Origin of the sequence: Sphingomonas sp. PL-96 (assembly GCF_020707215.1) — a bacterium.
In the GTDB taxonomy this organism is placed as follows: domain Bacteria; phylum Pseudomonadota; class Alphaproteobacteria; order Sphingomonadales; family Sphingomonadaceae; genus Sphingomonas.
Genome location: NZ_JAJFET010000004.1, coordinates 79331 through 94109, shown reverse-complemented (window position 1 = coordinate 94109; position 14779 = coordinate 79331). Strand labels below are relative to the sequence as shown.

Annotated in this window: 16 protein-coding genes; 11 read left to right on the top strand and 5 right to left on the bottom strand. The window is 67.2% G+C overall.

Annotation, left to right across the window (positions count from 1 at the left end):
- The first annotated feature begins 70 nt into the window (after positions 1–70).
- The 3 genes from LK533_RS09590 (at position 71) to LK533_RS09580 (ending at position 2934) form a co-directional block, all read left to right on the top strand.
- Positions 71–394 (top strand): hypothetical protein, encoded by a 324-nt coding sequence (locus tag LK533_RS09590; RefSeq protein WP_229362570.1) that lies wholly within the window; start codon positions 71–73, stop codon positions 392–394.
- Positions 395–1013: 619 nt separating this feature from the next.
- A complete protein-coding gene (locus LK533_RS09585) occupies positions 1014–1397 on the top strand; it encodes a hypothetical protein (RefSeq protein WP_229362569.1) in 384 nt (127 codons plus the stop codon).
- Positions 1398–1563: 166 nt separating this feature from the next.
- On the top strand, positions 1564–2934 hold the full coding sequence (locus LK533_RS09580; protein ID WP_229362568.1) for an alpha-L-fucosidase: 1371 nt from the start codon (positions 1564–1566) through the stop codon (positions 2932–2934).
- Between the two features lie 146 nt (positions 2935–3080).
- Here the strand turns inward: LK533_RS09580 and LK533_RS09575 are convergent, their stop codons facing one another.
- The gene (locus tag LK533_RS09575; RefSeq protein WP_229362567.1) at positions 3081–4052 is read right to left on the bottom strand and encodes a retropepsin-like aspartic protease; all 972 of its coding nucleotides are present in this window, start codon (positions 4050–4052) and stop codon (positions 3081–3083) included.
- Between the two features lie 158 nt (positions 4053–4210).
- Here LK533_RS09575 and LK533_RS09570 point away from each other — a divergent pair, with 158 nt between their 5' ends.
- On the top strand, positions 4211–4999 hold the full coding sequence (locus tag LK533_RS09570; RefSeq protein WP_229362566.1) for a nucleotidyltransferase family protein: 789 nt from the start codon (positions 4211–4213) through the stop codon (positions 4997–4999).
- Positions 4983–5711, top strand: a complete 729-nt coding sequence (locus tag LK533_RS09565; RefSeq protein ID WP_229362565.1) for a metallophosphoesterase family protein — start codon at positions 4983–4985, stop codon at positions 5709–5711. Before LK533_RS09570 ends, LK533_RS09565 begins: the two co-directional genes overlap by 17 nt.
- A 4-nt stretch (positions 5712–5715) precedes the next feature.
- On the opposite strand, the gene LK533_RS09560 is transcribed toward LK533_RS09565, so the two are convergent.
- Together LK533_RS09560 and pyk are read right to left on the bottom strand one after the other, a co-directional pair.
- Positions 5716–6447, bottom strand: coding sequence for a cytochrome b (locus LK533_RS09560; protein WP_229362564.1), 732 nt, complete (start codon positions 6445–6447; stop codon positions 5716–5718).
- 305 nt (positions 6448–6752) lie between these two features.
- Entirely contained in the window at positions 6753–8219 is a 1467-nt protein-coding gene (pyk, locus tag LK533_RS09555) for a pyruvate kinase (RefSeq protein ID WP_229362563.1), read from the bottom strand.
- A gap of 70 nt (positions 8220–8289) precedes the next feature.
- Here pyk and LK533_RS09550 point away from each other — a divergent pair, with 70 nt between their 5' ends.
- The 6 genes from LK533_RS09550 (at position 8290) to LK533_RS09525 (ending at position 11755) form a co-directional block, all read left to right on the top strand.
- A complete protein-coding gene (locus LK533_RS09550; protein ID WP_229362562.1) occupies positions 8290–8631 on the top strand; it encodes a DUF1244 domain-containing protein in 342 nt (113 codons plus the stop codon).
- 96 nt (positions 8632–8727) lie between these two features.
- Entirely contained in the window at positions 8728–8964 is a 237-nt protein-coding gene (locus tag LK533_RS09545; protein WP_125959346.1) for a DUF2312 domain-containing protein, read from the top strand.
- Between the two features lie 151 nt (positions 8965–9115).
- Entirely contained in the window at positions 9116–9859 is a 744-nt protein-coding gene (locus tag LK533_RS09540; protein WP_229362561.1) for a YebC/PmpR family DNA-binding transcriptional regulator, read from the top strand.
- Entirely contained in the window at positions 9856–10362 is a 507-nt protein-coding gene (gene ruvC / locus LK533_RS09535; protein WP_229362807.1) for a crossover junction endodeoxyribonuclease RuvC, read from the top strand. The genes LK533_RS09540 and ruvC overlap by 4 nt, the downstream gene beginning before the upstream one ends.
- Positions 10359–10961 carry a Holliday junction branch migration protein RuvA gene (gene ruvA, locus LK533_RS09530; protein WP_229362560.1) on the top strand — a complete coding sequence of 201 codons (603 nt, stop codon included), beginning with the start codon at positions 10359–10361 and terminating at the stop codon, positions 10959–10961. Before ruvC ends, ruvA begins: the two co-directional genes overlap by 4 nt.
- Before the next feature lie 62 nt (positions 10962–11023).
- Complete coding sequence (locus LK533_RS09525) at positions 11024–11755, top strand: hypothetical protein (RefSeq protein WP_229362559.1); 732 nt, start codon at positions 11024–11026, stop codon at positions 11753–11755.
- A gap of 3 nt (positions 11756–11758) precedes the next feature.
- Here the strand turns inward: LK533_RS09525 and LK533_RS09520 are convergent, their stop codons facing one another.
- Both LK533_RS09520 and LK533_RS09515 read right to left on the bottom strand, forming a co-directional pair.
- Positions 11759–13822, bottom strand: coding sequence for an MGH1-like glycoside hydrolase domain-containing protein (locus LK533_RS09520; RefSeq protein ID WP_229362558.1), 2064 nt, complete (start codon positions 13820–13822; stop codon positions 11759–11761).
- Between the two features lie 51 nt (positions 13823–13873).
- Positions 13874–14776: a 2-hydroxyacid dehydrogenase gene (locus tag LK533_RS09515; RefSeq protein WP_229362557.1), complete on the bottom strand. Its 903-nt coding sequence runs from the start codon at positions 14774–14776 to the stop codon at positions 13874–13876.
- Positions 14777–14779 lie beyond the last annotated feature (3 nt).

Sequence of the window (14779 nt, the reverse complement as noted above, 5' to 3'; positions counted from 1 at the left end):
CTTCGCCACTCGGAGCTGGCGTTCCGCTTCCTAATTGCCGACGCTTGTTCATTCTGGCACAAAGCCATCTATGGGCTGGGAAGATATCGCAGTTGGACCCGAAGCAACAAATTGTGCGGCCCCTCAGCACGCCAACCTTAGAGACTTGATCAATGCCGCCGACGCGCTGGACGCGCCTCAATCGATCACAGTCAATCCTTTTAACGGCGGCGTATCTCTCCATTGGCTTGGCTGCGACTTTGAGATCGCGGTCTACGATGATCATTACGAAAGCTATCGCTTTAGCGATGGAGAAACGGCAATCTGGCACTGGCCTCATGCGCCCGGCGACCCGGTAGAGGCGGCGCTCCTTGAGCAGATTGGCGAAGCAGGGCCGACTGCTTCTCCTTCATAACCGTCCATTAGCCGACGGTCTCAAATCCACCAATCCCGGCCGTTTCAGGCGGAGAGACCCTCCGCCGCGATCCAGCAGACGCCTCCGGAAATCCTTTGATCAAGAGCCTTCGGGAAGATGCACTTCAGCATGACGCATGAGCGGGCGCGATTCCTTCTAACCATAGCTGGCGCAGTCGTGCCGAGCATCGCGATGGGATCGATATTTCTGATCTTCCTGTTCGCGCAGTCTCACGCCGCGCTGAGTGGATTGCTCATCATCTCGAGCGCCCTACTTATATGCCTCGGACACGCCGGCTTCATCATCATAACCGCAACTTGGAACTGCGGAGAATGTGAAAGGCGCTACTTCGGGCACTTCATGCCTTACTGGCCGTTAAGCCGAGGCTGTCAGAACTGCAATCTCGTCAACTGAGGCGCCACAAACTTCACTCATTTACGGTCGCTGCCACCACTGTCGACGTAACGCGGCGGACAGGCCCTCGGCGCGGTCGAGCAGACATCGCAGAAACACGTGGATCAAGGGCGCTTGCTACGTACGGTCACCCCACGCTACCTCAGGCTGCGACCCGCGGGAAAGGTCCTCTTGCGGACAGCGCCCCATTGCCGCAGGGTTGCGGATGACTGACCGGCCTTCCGTTCCGATCCCGACCTTCTTCCTGCTGCGCGCAGCTTACGATTTGGAGCAGTTGGTGCTTCTGCTGGGGGGACGGGCCAAACCGTCCGCTTCTAGAGGTTGTGTTCACACTTCCCCGAGCCTTTCGATCCTTTCTGCGGAAAGCGATTACCACCGTTATTTAGGTTCTTTCGAAGGCAGGCCGCTCATCTATTCCGCTGACCCCGGCTGCGGAATCGAGCTAAGCGGCGACGCCCCCTACCTCCTTGACTACCGCGCCAACGCTCGCGCTCAGGAATCGGAGGAGACATTTTCCTGCCTGATGAGAACGCCGGATCATTGCGTGGAGGTCATCTGCTTCGAGGAGCCCACGCTTCGTTATCTCTAACGTCCGCATCCCATCCATCGCAGCCGCTGGTTAGGCATGCCCGTGCCCTGCGGCCCCAAGTCGCCGACGCCCGCCTTTCCCCAAACGTCGCCCGCTATCCTCCGAGCAGCACGGAAGCTATCAACCCCGCGACCCCAAACCCGCTCGAACGCTCGAGGAGAATGGCATGGCGACTGCCGGCAACCGACTTCATCCGTGCCTGCTGGCCGTCGCGGTGCTGGTGTCGGGCTTCGTCCCGTGCGCAGCCCCTCTCGCGATCGCCCAGAGCTCGGCCGCCTACACGCCGGCCGCGGCTAATCTGGAGGCCCGCGAGTGGTTCCAGGACGCGAAGTTCGGCGTATTCCTGCACTGGGGACTGTACAGCGAACTCGGCGGCAGCGGATCGGCCGGGGTCGCCGAATGGATCATGAACGACAACAAGATCCCAGCCGACAAGTACGAGCGGCTCGCCAGGTTCTTCAATCCGACCAAGTTCGACGCCGAAGCCTGGGTCCGCGCGTTCAAGGATGCCGGCGCCCGGTACATCGTCATCACCAGCAAGCATCATGACGGCTTCGCAATGTTCGACAGCAAGGTGTCGCCCTACAATGTCGTACGGGCGACGCCGTTTGCGCGCGATCCCATCGCCGAACTGGCCGCGGCCTGTCGCCGGCACGGGGTCAAGCTGTTCTTCTATTACTCCCAGCTCGACTGGCATCATCCGGACTATTTCCCGCGGGGGCGGACAGGCCGGACATCCGGCCGACCGGAAACGGGCGATTGGCAGAAATATCTCAACTATCAGGACGCGCAGCTGCGCGAGCTGTTGACGCAATATGGCCCCATCGGCGGCATCTGGTTCGACGGCTGGTGGGACCAGCAGGAGACGCCGATGCGCGACCGCTGGCGCCTAGAGCGGACCTACCGCCTGATCCACCAGCTCCAGCCCGCGGCGCTGATCGTCAACAATCACCATCAGACGCCGTTTCCCGGCGAGGATTACCAGACGTTCGAGCGCGACCTGCCCGGACAGAACACGACGGGGTACAGCGGCACCGCCACCATCGGCCGGCTGCCGCTCGAAATGGCCGAAACGATGAACGGCAGCTGGGGCTTCAATCTCACCGACGATCAGTACAAGACCCCGAAAACCCTGGTGCGCACGCTTGTCGGCGCGGCGGGCCGCAGCGCCAACCTGCTCCTCAACACCGGCCCGATGCCGAACGGCGAGATCCAGCCGGAAAATCTGGAGACGTACCGGACGATCGGTGCCTGGCTGAAAGCGAATGGCGCAAGCATCTACCAAACGCGCGGCGGACCGACCGCGCCGGGAGACTGGGGCGTCACCACGCAACGCGGAAAGACGATCTATGTCCACCTGCTGCGCGACCATGGCGGACGGGTCGTCCTGCCGATCCAGGCGCCGGTGGCATCGGCGCGGCTGCTGGCCGGCGGTGCCCCGATCCCGGTCGCCCCGCGCGATGGGGGTGTCGAACTCTCGAACCTTCCGCCGCTGGGGAACAGCTGGGACCAGATCGTCGAACTCCGGCTTCGCTGAGGGCGTCCGGGGTCGCGGCTGGTGCCCGCGACAGCCACCGCTCGCCGTTTGCTTCCCCCCACGTGCCATCATCCCGTTTGCGACATCCCGGCCGGTGCAGGCCGCTGCGGCGGCGGTGGGCCACGTGACCGGCTCCTGCGGCCCGATCACCGAAGCGGGCGGGTGCTTCCCATCGCGGAGGCGCGGGGCAGCTTCAGGAGGATGCTGCGGTTTGCGAAGTCGATGTCGACCTGCTGGAACAGCCGCAGCGCATCCATGCCGAGCAGCAGGGCGGGCCGGTCCGTCAGCCCCAGGCGGTGGAACGGCGCGACATCGGCGATCGCGACCGGTACCTTTAGGAAGCTGACCTCGCCGATCTCCAGCCGGTCGAGCCGGTACAGCTCGGCCGGGATGACCGCGCCGTTGACTGCGATCATCTCCACCTGCCCCAGATGTGGGGGAGGCTTGCGGCCGATCTGCAACAGCCTGGAATTGCCGACCGTGAGCGTCGATCCGGTATCGATCACCACCGCGATCTTGCGCCCGCGCCACCGCGCATCGGTGACGATCAGCTGGCCGTACAGCGACTTGGCGACGACGACGATCTCGTTCCGGGCGGGGCGGGGCGGGCGGCGCTTGCGCGAGGGGAGCAGCGCCATGGTCTGGCGTTCCAGGTCGATCGACACCTTGTGACCCTGCAGCGCGTCGATGCCCAGCATCCCGATCGCGCCCAGATTGCGGCGTGCGAACACCGGCGCCTCGGTCAGCGCGATGGAGACCGGGCCGACCCTCAGGTTCGGCACCAGCGCGGTCGTCGCCGCCACCGCGCCGCCCATGGTGAGGACGCGGCGCATCGGCCCTCGCGGCAGATTCAGCCGGCGCGCGAGTTCGGAGGACACCACCGTGCGCTCCGAACCCGTGTCGATGATGAACGGCCAGGCGGCGCCGCCCGCGATCGACACGGGCACGGTCATGCGCAGGTCCGCCTCGGTGATCGCCAGCGGGTCCGCCTCTGGGCCTGGCGCCGGATCAGGCGCGGGTTCGACGGCGGCGGGCGGGACACTCGACCCGGGGGGAAGCTGGTGCGCGACCGCGGGAGCGGCCAACAGCGCCGCGCCGGCTAGCATCCTCCTCCACATGACCGTCGGAGGCTGCGCCCGTTCCGGGGAGATCGCAACCGATGGATTGCGGATCTGGTCGGCCCGCGCAGCCGGCGGGCATCCCGGAACGCTTGGCCCGACAGCCCGTTGTTCCCGTCCTGCCGATCCATGGCAACAGGGAAGGAAACCGCGTGCGCATGACCGACACACCCCCGGTGCTGGATGCGTCCGCGTTCGACCCCCCGGCCAATTCGCAGGGGTTCTACACCGATTCGCTCCGGCTGCTGGGCGAATCCGGCGTGCCTTATCTATTGTCCGGCACCTATGCGCTGAGCTGCCACACCGGCATCATCCGCCCGACCAAGGACATGGACGTGTTCTGCAAGGCGGGCGACGCGCCGCGGCTGCTCGCCTGGTTCAAGCAGCACGGCTATGAGATCGAGGTCGAGGACGACCGCTGGATCGGCAAGGTCTGGCAGGGCGAGCATTTCTTTGACGTCATCTACAACCTGTCCTCAGCCAGCATCCCGGTGACCGAGGACTGGTTCCGCGACGTCTACGAGGTGGAGATCTACGGGAGCACGGTGCCAGTGACACCGCCGACCGAGTTCATCCTGTCGAAGCTCTTCATCCAGGATCGCTATCGCTACGATGGTGCCGACGTCGCGCACGTCATACTGAAGAAGCACGACGAGATCGACTGGAAGCGGCTGCTGGCGACCATGGAGCTGCAGTGGGAAGTGCTGCTGATCCACCTGCTCAACTTCCGCTTCATCTACCCGACCGAGCGCGACTGCGTGCCGCGCTGGCTGTTCGACGAGCTGATGGAGCGTGCGCGGCTGCAGGCGGACCTGCCGCCGGCCAATGTGAAGGTGTGCCGCGGCCGGCTGCTGAGCCCGCGCGACTACCTCATCGACATCTGTGATTGGGGCTTCGCCGACGTGGTCGGCAAGGGACTTGAGGAGCAGCATGAACGAAAAGCCTGACCGCATCGTCCTCGCCGCGACCGGCGACCTGCACGTCAACGAAACCGACGCCAACCGCTATCGGGACCTGTTCGCGGAGATTTCCGGGAAGGCGGATGTGCTGGCGCTGACCGGCGACCTCACCAACTTCGGCAAGACACGGGAGGCCGAGATCCTGGCCGAGGACTTGCGCCACTGCACGATCCCGGTCGTCGCGGTGCTCGGCAACCACGACTATGAATGCGGCCAGCCGGAGGAGGTGGTGCGCATCCTCCAGGGTGCCGGCGTCACGGTGCTGGACGAGCAGGCGGTCGAGGTCGCAGGGGTCGGCTTTGCGGGCGTGAAGGGCTTTGTCGGCGGCTTCGATCGCGGCGAACTGGGCGCGTTCGGCGAACCGGGAATCAAGGCGATCGTCGACGAATCGATCAACGAAGCGCGCAAGCTGGAGAATGCGCTGCGCACGCTGCGGACGGACCGCGCGGTGGCGCTGCTCCATTATGCGCCGGTGGCGGCGACCGTGGAGGGCGAGCCCAGGGAGATCTGGCCGTTCCTGGGTTCCTCGCGGCTGGCGGACGCGGTCGATCGGTTCGACAATGTCCGGCTGGTGCTGCACGGCCACGCTCACCGCGGCAGCTATGAGGGGCGGACCCGGCGCGACATTCCGGTCTATAACGTCGCACAGTTCGTGCTGCAGGAACGGATCGGCAAGCCCTACGTGCTGTTCGAGGTCTGAGGCCTCACGCGGCCTCTGGGCGGCGGCCAATCCCCATGCGGGCAAGCTCGCGCCGGCGGTCGACGAACTGGTGCTTGAGCGCGCCGGCAACATGCAGCAGCAGCAGCGCGAGCAGCACCCAGCCGCCGATCGCGTGAAAGGTCTCGATCCGTTCGTGCAGCGCGCGTTGCTCGGGCACGCCCTGTGCGGTGCGGCCGAGCTGCTGGACGGGCGTGATCATCGGCAGCGGGACCACGCCCCATATCCGCATCGGCCCCCGCTTGCGCGGCGGCTGACCGCCGCCCTTGCCCTCACCGGCGGGGCCGCCCTGTGAGCGCGTGTCGGGCTTGAGCGTGGGGGCGGGCGGGGGCCCCGGCGGGTTCTCGGCCGCCCAGGCGGCGCCCGGCGATCCGGCCGGCGGATTAGCCGACACCAGCGCCCAGCCGGAGAATGGCATCAGCAGCATCGCCACGTAGAGCAGCAAGTGGACGCCATGGGCGAGCCCCTTCTCCCAACCCGCCATCGGCAGATAGGGCGGCGGCCGGTGCGTCACCCGCCAGCCGACGCGCACCAGACTCAACACCAGGATGGTGATGCCCGACGAGACATGGAAGACGAAGAAGCCGCGCGGCAGCACCGGCCGCAGCAATCCGGAGGTGAGATTGTAGAGGATCAGCGCAGCGATCGCCCAGTGCAGCGCAATCGCGACGTTGGAATAGCGCAGCCGCCGGGCTGCGACGGGATCGGGCGCGGGCATGGCAGCGATCTCCTGCAAAGCTGGCACAGCGTGTCGGGCGCGGGAGTCCGGGTCAAGCGGGTGTGAAGCGCGCATAAGCGCGGCGGTACCGCGGCCGGTGTGGGACAGAAACCTGTGGGGCCGAACTTCGCCGCGCTGCCGCTACGCGCCGGAGGCGGAGACTGCTCCGGGCTCGACTACACCGCGCTACAGCAGCGAAGGCACCAGCGGTCCATGACCCTGGCGCCTGCCTAGCGCGGCCTTTGCCGCAGTACGCCGACTGGTACCCGGCCCGCTCGCACGTGTGCGAGCGGGCCAAACGGCAATCACCCCTCGCTCTTCTCGTAGTTCTTCAGCTCGTCGCCGAGGATGCGCACGACGTGGAGCACGTTGGTGGAGCCCGGCGTCCCGAACGGCACGCCCGCGCATACCACGACGCGGTCGGTCGCCTCGGCCATCTGGTGGCGCAGCATCATGCGCTTTGCCTTGGCGATCATCTCCTCGAACGAGCCGACGTCGCGGGTGAGGACGGCATGCACGCCCCACAACAGGCCCAGCCGGCGCGCCGTGTCCTGGTTCGGGGTCAGCACCATGATCGGCACGCCCGGACGCTCACGCGCAATGCGACGCGCGGTCGAGCCGGAGGTGGTGAAGCACAGGATCGCCTTGGCATCGACCGTGCGGGCGATGTTCTTGGCGGCTTCCGCCAGTGCGTCGGCCGTGGTGGGGTCCGGACGGGTGATGGTGAAGTGGACGCGGTCGCCATGGCCGGGATCGCGCTCCACCGAATGGGCGATCGCATCCATCATCGCGACCGATTCGACCGGCCAGTCGCCGGCGGCGCTTTCGGCCGACAGCATGATCGCATCGGCGCCGTCGTACACCGCGGTCGCGACGTCCGACACTTCCGCGCGCGTCGGCGACGGCGAGGTGATCATCGATTCGAGCATCTGCGTCGCCACCACCACCGGGCGGCCCAGGCGGCGCGCGGTCTCGACGATGCGCTTCTGGAGCGGCGGCACCGACTGCGGCGGCAGCTCGACGCCCAGGTCGCCGCGCGCGACCATGACGCCGTCGCACTGCTCGACGATTTCCTCCAGCCGCACCACGGCCGAGGGCTTCTCGATCTTGGCGAGCAACGCCGCGCGGCCCTGGATGAGCTTGCGCGCGTCGGCCAGATCCTCGGGCCGCTGCACGAAGGACAGCGCGATCCAGTCGACGCCGGCATCGACTGCAAAGTGCAGGTCGCTGATGTCCTTGGGCGTCAGCGCCGCCATCGGCAGCACCACGTCGGGGACGTTCAACCCCTTGTTGTTGGACAGCATGCCGCCGACCTCGACCCGTGTGACGATGCGGGTCTCGTCATGCTCGACCACGCGCAGCACCAGCTTGCCGTCGTCCAGCAGCAGGCGCGCGTCGGGCGTGATCGCGGCAAAGATTTCCTTGTGGGGAAGCTCGACGCGGGTTGCATCGCCGGGGGCGTCCGAACGGTCGAGAATGAACTGGCTGCCGGTTTCCAGCAGTACCTTGCCCTCGGCAAAGCGGCCGACGCGCAGCTTGGGGCCTTGCAGGTCGGCGAGGATGGTGGAAGGGCGGTTATACTGCTGTTCGAGCGCGCGGATGGCCGCGATCACAGGCAGCTTCGATTGCTGGTCGCCGTGGCTCATGTTGATGCGAAACGCATCGGCACCCGCTTCGAACAGGCGGGCGATCATCTCGGGCGAGTTGCTCGCCGGACCTAGCGTTGCGAGCACGCGTACCTTGCGCGAGCGGGGCTTGAAAGCCTTGGTCATCCTCGATCCTTGGTTTGCGAGCTTGTGGGTCTACCTGTTCTTGGAACCGGATCAAGTTGTGGAGGACCGAATGACAGACATTAATCATATAGATGACAAACTCGCGGCAGCGGCGTTCCGCCATCTGGTGCACCACCTACGGCATCGCTCCGACGCGCAGAACATCGACCTCATGGGCTTGGCGGGTTTCTGCCGCAACTGCCTGTCGGACTGGCTGGAGGAGGCCAGCGTCGCCGCGGGCGCCTCGATGACCAAGGACGAAGCACGCGAGGCGATCTATGGCATGCCTTATGCCCAGTGGAAGGCGCAGCAGCCGCCCGCCACCGAGGCGCAGCTGGCGCGCATGCAGGAGAGCCTGGCGCTGAACCCGAGCGAAGCGGAGCTCGAAGGGGCACCGATCCCGCCGCGGTGATTCAACCCCTTGCGCCGGACAGGCACCCCCAAGCCGGTTGAGCGGCGGCGGGGGATCGCCTAGACGCGCGCGTTCAACACATTCCACGGGAACATCATGAGCGACAATATCTCGGCCGAGCAGCTGCGCCTTCTGATCGAGCGCATCGAGCGGCTGGAAGAGGAGAAGAAGGGCATCTCCGACGACATCAAGGACGTCTATGCCGAGGCGAAGTCGACCGGCTTCGACGTGAAGACGATGCGTTCGATCATCCGCCTGCGCCGGATGGAAAAGCATCACCGCGACGAGGCGGACATGCTGCTCGAGACCTACAAGCAGGCGCTCGGAATCTGACGGCCGGCGCCCTCGGGCGCCGCCTCCCGCCACGCCGTGCGAGGGCCGATGGCCACCGCGCTTGTCTAGGGGCGGGTGTTTCTTCTACCCGTGCATGCATTGACGGCCCGCTTCCGGGGAAGCCGGGCTGCCCCTGGATTCGAGAGAGCACATGGCAGGCCATTCCAAGTTCAAGAACATCATGCACCGCAAGGGCGCGCAGGATAAGAAGCGCTCGGGCATGTTTTCCAAGCTCAGCCGCGAAATCACCGTGGCGGCCAAGATGGGTCTGCCCGACCCCGACATGAACCCGCGCCTGCGCGCCGCGGTGAACGCCGCCAAGGCGCAGTCGATGCCCAAGGACAATATCCAGCGCGCGATCGACAAGGCGTCGAAGGGCGACATGGAGAATTACGAGGAGATCCGCTACGAGGGCTTCGGGCCCGGCGGCGTGTCCCTCATCATCGAGGCGCTGACCGACAACCGCAACCGCACCGCCACCAACGTGCGCACCGCGGTTTCGAAGAACGGCGGCAACCTGGGCACTGCCGGTTCGGTCAGCCACGGCTTCGACCGCGTCGGCCTCATCAACTATCCGGCAAGCGCCGGCGACGCCGAAAAGGTGTTCGAGGCGGCACTGGAAGCCGGTGCCGAGGACGTCACCTCCAGCGAAGACGGCCACGAGATCTGGACCGCGCAGGGCGACCTGCACGAAGTCGCCAAGGCGCTCGAGCCGGTGCTGGGCGAGGCCGAGGGTGCCAAGCTCGCCTGGAAGCCGCAGACCATGGTCGAGGTGACCGAGGACGACGCCGCGACGCTGTTCAAGCTGATCGACGCGCTCGACGACGATGACGACGTGCAGACCGTGTGGGGCAACTACGAAGTGTCCGACGCGGTGATGGAGAAGCTGGGCTGATCATCCTCGGCCTCGACCCCGGGCTCGGTACCACCGGCTGGGGCTTGATCCGGGCGGACGGCAATCGCCTCAGCCACGTCGCCAACGGGCAGATCCGCACCGATCCGTCGATGCAGCTGCCCCGGCGTCTGTCGCACCTGTTCGGGGCGCTGGGCGAGGTGATCCGCACCGAGCGTCCCGAGAGCGCTGCGGCCGAGGAGGTGCTGGGCAACAGCAATGCCCAGTCGACGCTCAAGCTCGGGCAGGCGCGCGGCGTGGTGCTGCTCGCCGCCGCCACTGCGGGCCTTGCGATCGGGGAATATCATCCGAGCGTGGTCAAGAAGGCGGTGGTGGGCACGGGCGGCGCGGACAAGCGCCAGATCCAGGCGATGGTCGGTCATCTGCTGCCGGGCGTGAAGCTCGCCGGACCCGATGCCGCCGACGCGCTGGCGGTGGCGATCACCCACGCGCATCACCTCGCCAGCGCCCACGCGCGGGCACGACGGACGGGAGTGGGGGCATGATCGCGCATCTGAAGGGCAGGCTGGAGTCCACCGGCATCGACAACGCGGTGATCGACGTGGGCGGCGTCGGCTATCTGGTCGGCGCTTCGTCGCGCACGTTGCAGGCGCTGGGCGGCGTAGGCGAACACGTCACTATCCACACCGAAATGCTGGTGGCGGAAGATTTCATCCGGCTGGTCGGCTTCGCCACCGCCGACGAGCGCGACTGGTTCCGGCTGCTCACCGGCGTTCAGGGCGTGGGCGCGCGCGTGGCGCTGGCGATCCTGTCGGTGCTCGCCCCCGACGAGCTGCGCACCGCGATTGCCCGGGGCGACAAGGCCAGCATCGGCCGCGCCAATGGCGTGGGGCCCAAGCTCGCCCAGCGCATCGCCATGGAGCTGAAGGACAAGGTCGGCGGGATCGCGCCCGGGCTGGCTGGCGTCGCCGGTGCCACGATCCCAGCGGGCGGCGCGAGCGCCGATGCGGTCTCGGCGCTGCTCAACCTGGGTTTCAAGCCGGCCGAAGCCGCACGTGCCGTCGAGGCGGCAGCCGAAGAGGTCGGCGAGGGTGCAAGCCTCGACGCACTCGTGCGCCTCGCACTGCGCAAGGCGGCGCGCTAAGCGGCTGGACGGCCCCGCCCCGACGAGGCACCCTCCGACGCGATGATTGGAGGAGCGGTCGGATGAAGGGGTTCCGATGGGTCGCATCGCTGGCTCTGCTGCTGAGCGCCAGCGGTGCCGTGGCGCAGCCGGCCGGCAATGACTGGTTGATCCTGCAGAGCGCGGCCGACCCGCTTGCGCTGGTGGGCGCTGTGGCGGCAAAGCGCGCGCCCGGCGGGCGGGTGATGGCGAGCAGCGACTGTCGCGAGATGCGGCCCGGCCTCTACGTCCTCGCGATGAGGCCCGGTGCAGGCGTCCGGCCGGCGGGAGCGTACGTCAAGCGCTGTACGCCCAGGCCGAACAGCCTCACCGCCCGTGGTATCGCGGCGGTCGATCCCAGCTTCGCAGCGATGCGGAGCACGCCCATCAACTTTGACGGCAGTGATATCGTCAGCACGGTTCGGGCCGGGTTGCTGCTGCGCCCCTATTACGCGCCGTCGCCCGAGGACCCGCGCGAGGGGCTCCGCACGGCAGTGGACGATGTCGCGGGCGAGCGCCGGCCGATCGAGCGCGACTGCACCGGCCCGGAGGTGGCGCGCAGCCGCACCCATATCGCCATCGCCTGCGCGATCGAGCAGGTCGCCGAGCAATACGCCTACCGCACGGTGGTGTACCGTGCGGACGACCTCGCCCGGGTGAAGGCGATTTCGCGCTGCCGCAAACCGCGGTTGATGGCCGGCGCGGTGAAGTGCGCGGCGCAGACCATCTCCGCCGATGGCCAGGTCACGACCGCGCAGCGCACCGTCGCGCTCTGATCGTCAGAACAGTTTCAGCTCCGCTACCCGTACCGGCTTGGCCCGCGTCTGCATCTGCACGCGAAGTGCGATTGCGCGCACGGGCGCCCAGCGGGCGTTGGTGATGCCGTTGGCGAGCGGAGCGTCCTGTTGCGCTGTGACCTTCTGCCAGCGGCCGTCGACCTTCGCCTCGATCGCATAGCGTGCGGGAGTGGCGTGCGTCGCATCCGCGAAGAACGCCAGTTCGGCCGAGGAAATCTCCGTTGGCTTGCCGAAGTCGACTTGCAGCCAGGGTGCGCGTTCGCCCGGCTGACTGCTCCAGCCATGGTCGTTCTCGGGGAAGAATACCACCCGACCATCGACGGCGTCGTGGATGCGCTCGGGCGTGCCGCTGGACGCGGTCGGCTTGGGGAAGTTGCCGCGGACCAGTTCGACCGCGCGGTCGATTCCCGTTGCACGGGAAGCGGCGGCGCGGCGGGCGAGCGGCACCTCGATGCGCTCGGCCTTGGCGCTGCGGGCGACTTCCTGCCCGTCGACCAGCACGCGCATGCCTGCACCCTGGCGATAGTGGCTGCCGTCGGCGTCGTAGCGGATCGTCACCAGCCGCCCGTGATAGGGCACATCCTGTAGCTGGAACCACTGGAGCGTGTCAGAGCCGGTGCCAGCGGGAACCAGCGGGTTCACCTCCAACACGTCATCTTCGCGCGGGCGCAGGCCGACCAGCCCGGCGATCACCAGGTCGTTGAAGCCCGAGTGGAAATAGTGGTGGCTGCGTGCCAGGCCGACGATCGGCTTGCCGGTGTCGGGGTGATAATCCTCCTCCAGGTCGAGCCGGTCGCCCTGAAAGTGGAGCTGCGCATATTGGCGCAGCAGGCGCAGATAGTCGGCGCGAGTGACGACGTCTTGGCGATAGTCGCGCAGCAGATTGGCCATGGCGGTCAGGGTCTGCGTCGTCTGGAATGGCCAGGCCGGGCCGTTCCACTGGCATTCGGGCGCAGTGCCTTCGTAGCGATACTGCTGCATGTAGTGCGGGTAGCTCGGCTCCACCGTGCGCATGCCAAACGGGCCGCCGAGTCCCTGGGGTGACAGCAGATGCTTCCACGCCGTGGCGAAGCGCGGGTCGTTGCTCGGCAGGCCGAAGGTCCACGGCACATAGCCGGCAAGCTCGCGCCCGCGGATCGGCTCCCAGTATTTCACATGCTCGTTGCTGACCTTGTACCGGTCGATGAAGTGGCCGAGCTTCGGGCTCCACAGCGCTTCCTCGACGCGGGCACGCAGCCGGTCGGCACGCGCGTCATAGTCGGCGGCGGTCTTGGCGTCGCCCGAGAGGGTGGACAGGCGGGCGATCGCGCGCGCGTTTGCGAACATATAGGCGTTGATCGACGGCCGGAACGAATCGCCGCCGCGAAACCCGTCCTTGCCGCCCGACGCGTCGATCGAGGAGATGGTGTATTCGGTGGCGTCGAGCAGCGGCTCGATGAAGTAGAGCCCCTTGGTGAAGTCGAGCTTGTCGTCCCACAGGCCATAGATGTGGCGCATGGCGGGGAGGTGGCGGACCGCATCGGCACGGTCGCCGTCGACCAGGAAGCGGGCGTAGGTGGCGTCGGCGATCGCCTCGCTGAAATGCCGGTCGTTGCCGCCGTCCTGGTAGAGGAAGTCGATGTAGTCACCGGCATAGCGCCGGTCGCGCAGCCAGCGCCCTTCGTAGAGGTGGAAGCCGGTGGCGTCGTTCAGGCTGGCATAGGGTTCGCGCTGCCAGCCCACATCGTCCATGAACTCGGTGCTGATATAGCCTTTCTCGCCCAGGTCGCGCTGGTGAGCACGAAACAGCTTCCAGCGATAGTAATAGACGGCGTCGAGCTTCGGATCGGACGATTCGAACAGGGGTACGTTGTCGCGGTACCAGGGCGCGTCGTTGCCGAAGCGGGCGCGGAGTACGGCGTCCGCGTCGATCCGCACCGAGGCGCCGGCGAACCGCTGCGACGGCTCCGCGGTCGCGCCGGCACCCAGCAAGGCGGTGGCGCCCAGCAGCGCCAGCATTCGCATCGTGCGCCCGATGCGCGCGCCCTTCATCCGCTCGATCGCCAAGCTCGCCTCTCCCTTATTTGTCTGAGCAAAACTTAGGCGAAAACCGAACGGTTAGACCAGCGGCGTCGGCAGCGGCTCCCCTGCGAAATGCGCGTCGAGATTGGCGAGCACCAGCCGGGCCATTGCTGCGCGTCCGGCTTCAGTGGCACTGCCCTGGTGGGGCGCGAGCACGACATGGTCCATGTGGCGAAGCGCGCGCGGGACATCCGGCTCATTCTCGAACACGTCGAGGCCGGCACCGGCGATGGTCCCATCGCCAAGCGCTGCGATCAGCGCGGGTTCGTCGACCAGGCTGCCGCGGGCGATGTTGACCAGCACGCCGTCGCTCCCGAGCGCGGCGAGCACCTCGGCATCGACGACATGCTGCGTCGCCTTGCCGCCCGGCGCCGACAGGATCAGCACGTCGCACGCCTCGGCCAGGACATGGATGTCGGGGACGAAGCGCCACGGCACGTCCGGCTTAGCCTGCCGGGCAGTGTAGAGCAGCTCGGCGGCAAAGGGTTCGGCACGCCGCGCGATTGCGTGGCCGATGCGGCCGAGGCCAAAGATGCCGATGCGTCGGCCACTCGCCTGACGGCCGGGCGGGACCATCCAGCCGCCGTCGCGCACCATGCGGTCGTTGACCGCGATCCGCCGCTGCACCGCCAGCATCAGCGCGATCGCCTGATCGGCGACGTCGTCGGTCAGCACGTCCGGGGTGGTGGTGACGCGGATCCCGCGGGCGCGCGCGGCCTCCAGGTCGATGCCGTCATAGCCGACGCCGTTGACCGCGATGATCTCCAGCCTGGGCAGCGCCTCGATCATGGCGGCGTCGATGACGCTGGCGCCACCGGCGACGATGGCGCGGCTGTCCTCCGGCCCGCCGCCGCTGTGGACGGTGAAGCGCTGCTCCAGCGCCTCTGTCAGCTGCGGCGACAGCGCGGTCATGACGAACAGGGGCGGACGATCGGTCATCGC

What these genes read in the sequence shown, in the direction of transcription:
- LK533_RS09575 (WP_229362567.1), bottom strand. Translation starts at nt 4,052, where the DNA reads ATGTGGAGGAGGATGCTAGCCGGCGCGGCGCTGTTGGCCGCTCCCGCG.
- LK533_RS09540 (WP_229362561.1), top strand. Translation starts at nt 9,116, where the DNA reads ATGGCAGGCCATTCCAAGTTCAAGAACATCATGCACCGCAAGGGCGCG.
- LK533_RS09560 (WP_229362564.1), bottom strand. Translation starts at nt 6,447, where the DNA reads ATGCCCGCGCCCGATCCCGTCGCAGCCCGGCGGCTGCGCTATTCCAAC.
- LK533_RS09580 (WP_229362568.1), top strand. Translation starts at nt 1,564, where the DNA reads ATGGCGACTGCCGGCAACCGACTTCATCCGTGCCTGCTGGCCGTCGCG.
- LK533_RS09525 (WP_229362559.1), top strand. Translation starts at nt 11,024, where the DNA reads ATGAAGGGGTTCCGATGGGTCGCATCGCTGGCTCTGCTGCTGAGCGCC.
- LK533_RS09590 (WP_229362570.1), top strand. Translation starts at nt 71, where the DNA reads ATGGGCTGGGAAGATATCGCAGTTGGACCCGAAGCAACAAATTGTGCG.
- LK533_RS09585 (WP_229362569.1), top strand. Translation starts at nt 1,014, where the DNA reads ATGACTGACCGGCCTTCCGTTCCGATCCCGACCTTCTTCCTGCTGCGC.
- LK533_RS09565 (WP_229362565.1), top strand. Translation starts at nt 4,983, where the DNA reads ATGAACGAAAAGCCTGACCGCATCGTCCTCGCCGCGACCGGCGACCTG.
- pyk (WP_229362563.1), bottom strand. Translation starts at nt 8,219, where the DNA reads ATGACCAAGGCTTTCAAGCCCCGCTCGCGCAAGGTACGCGTGCTCGCA.
- ruvA (WP_229362560.1), top strand. Translation starts at nt 10,359, where the DNA reads ATGATCGCGCATCTGAAGGGCAGGCTGGAGTCCACCGGCATCGACAAC.
- LK533_RS09545 (WP_125959346.1), top strand. Translation starts at nt 8,728, where the DNA reads ATGAGCGACAATATCTCGGCCGAGCAGCTGCGCCTTCTGATCGAGCGC.
- LK533_RS09570 (WP_229362566.1), top strand. Translation starts at nt 4,211, where the DNA reads ATGACCGACACACCCCCGGTGCTGGATGCGTCCGCGTTCGACCCCCCG.
- LK533_RS09515 (WP_229362557.1), bottom strand. Translation starts at nt 14,776, where the DNA reads ATGACCGATCGTCCGCCCCTGTTCGTCATGACCGCGCTGTCGCCGCAG.
- LK533_RS09550 (WP_229362562.1), top strand. Translation starts at nt 8,290, where the DNA reads ATGACAGACATTAATCATATAGATGACAAACTCGCGGCAGCGGCGTTC.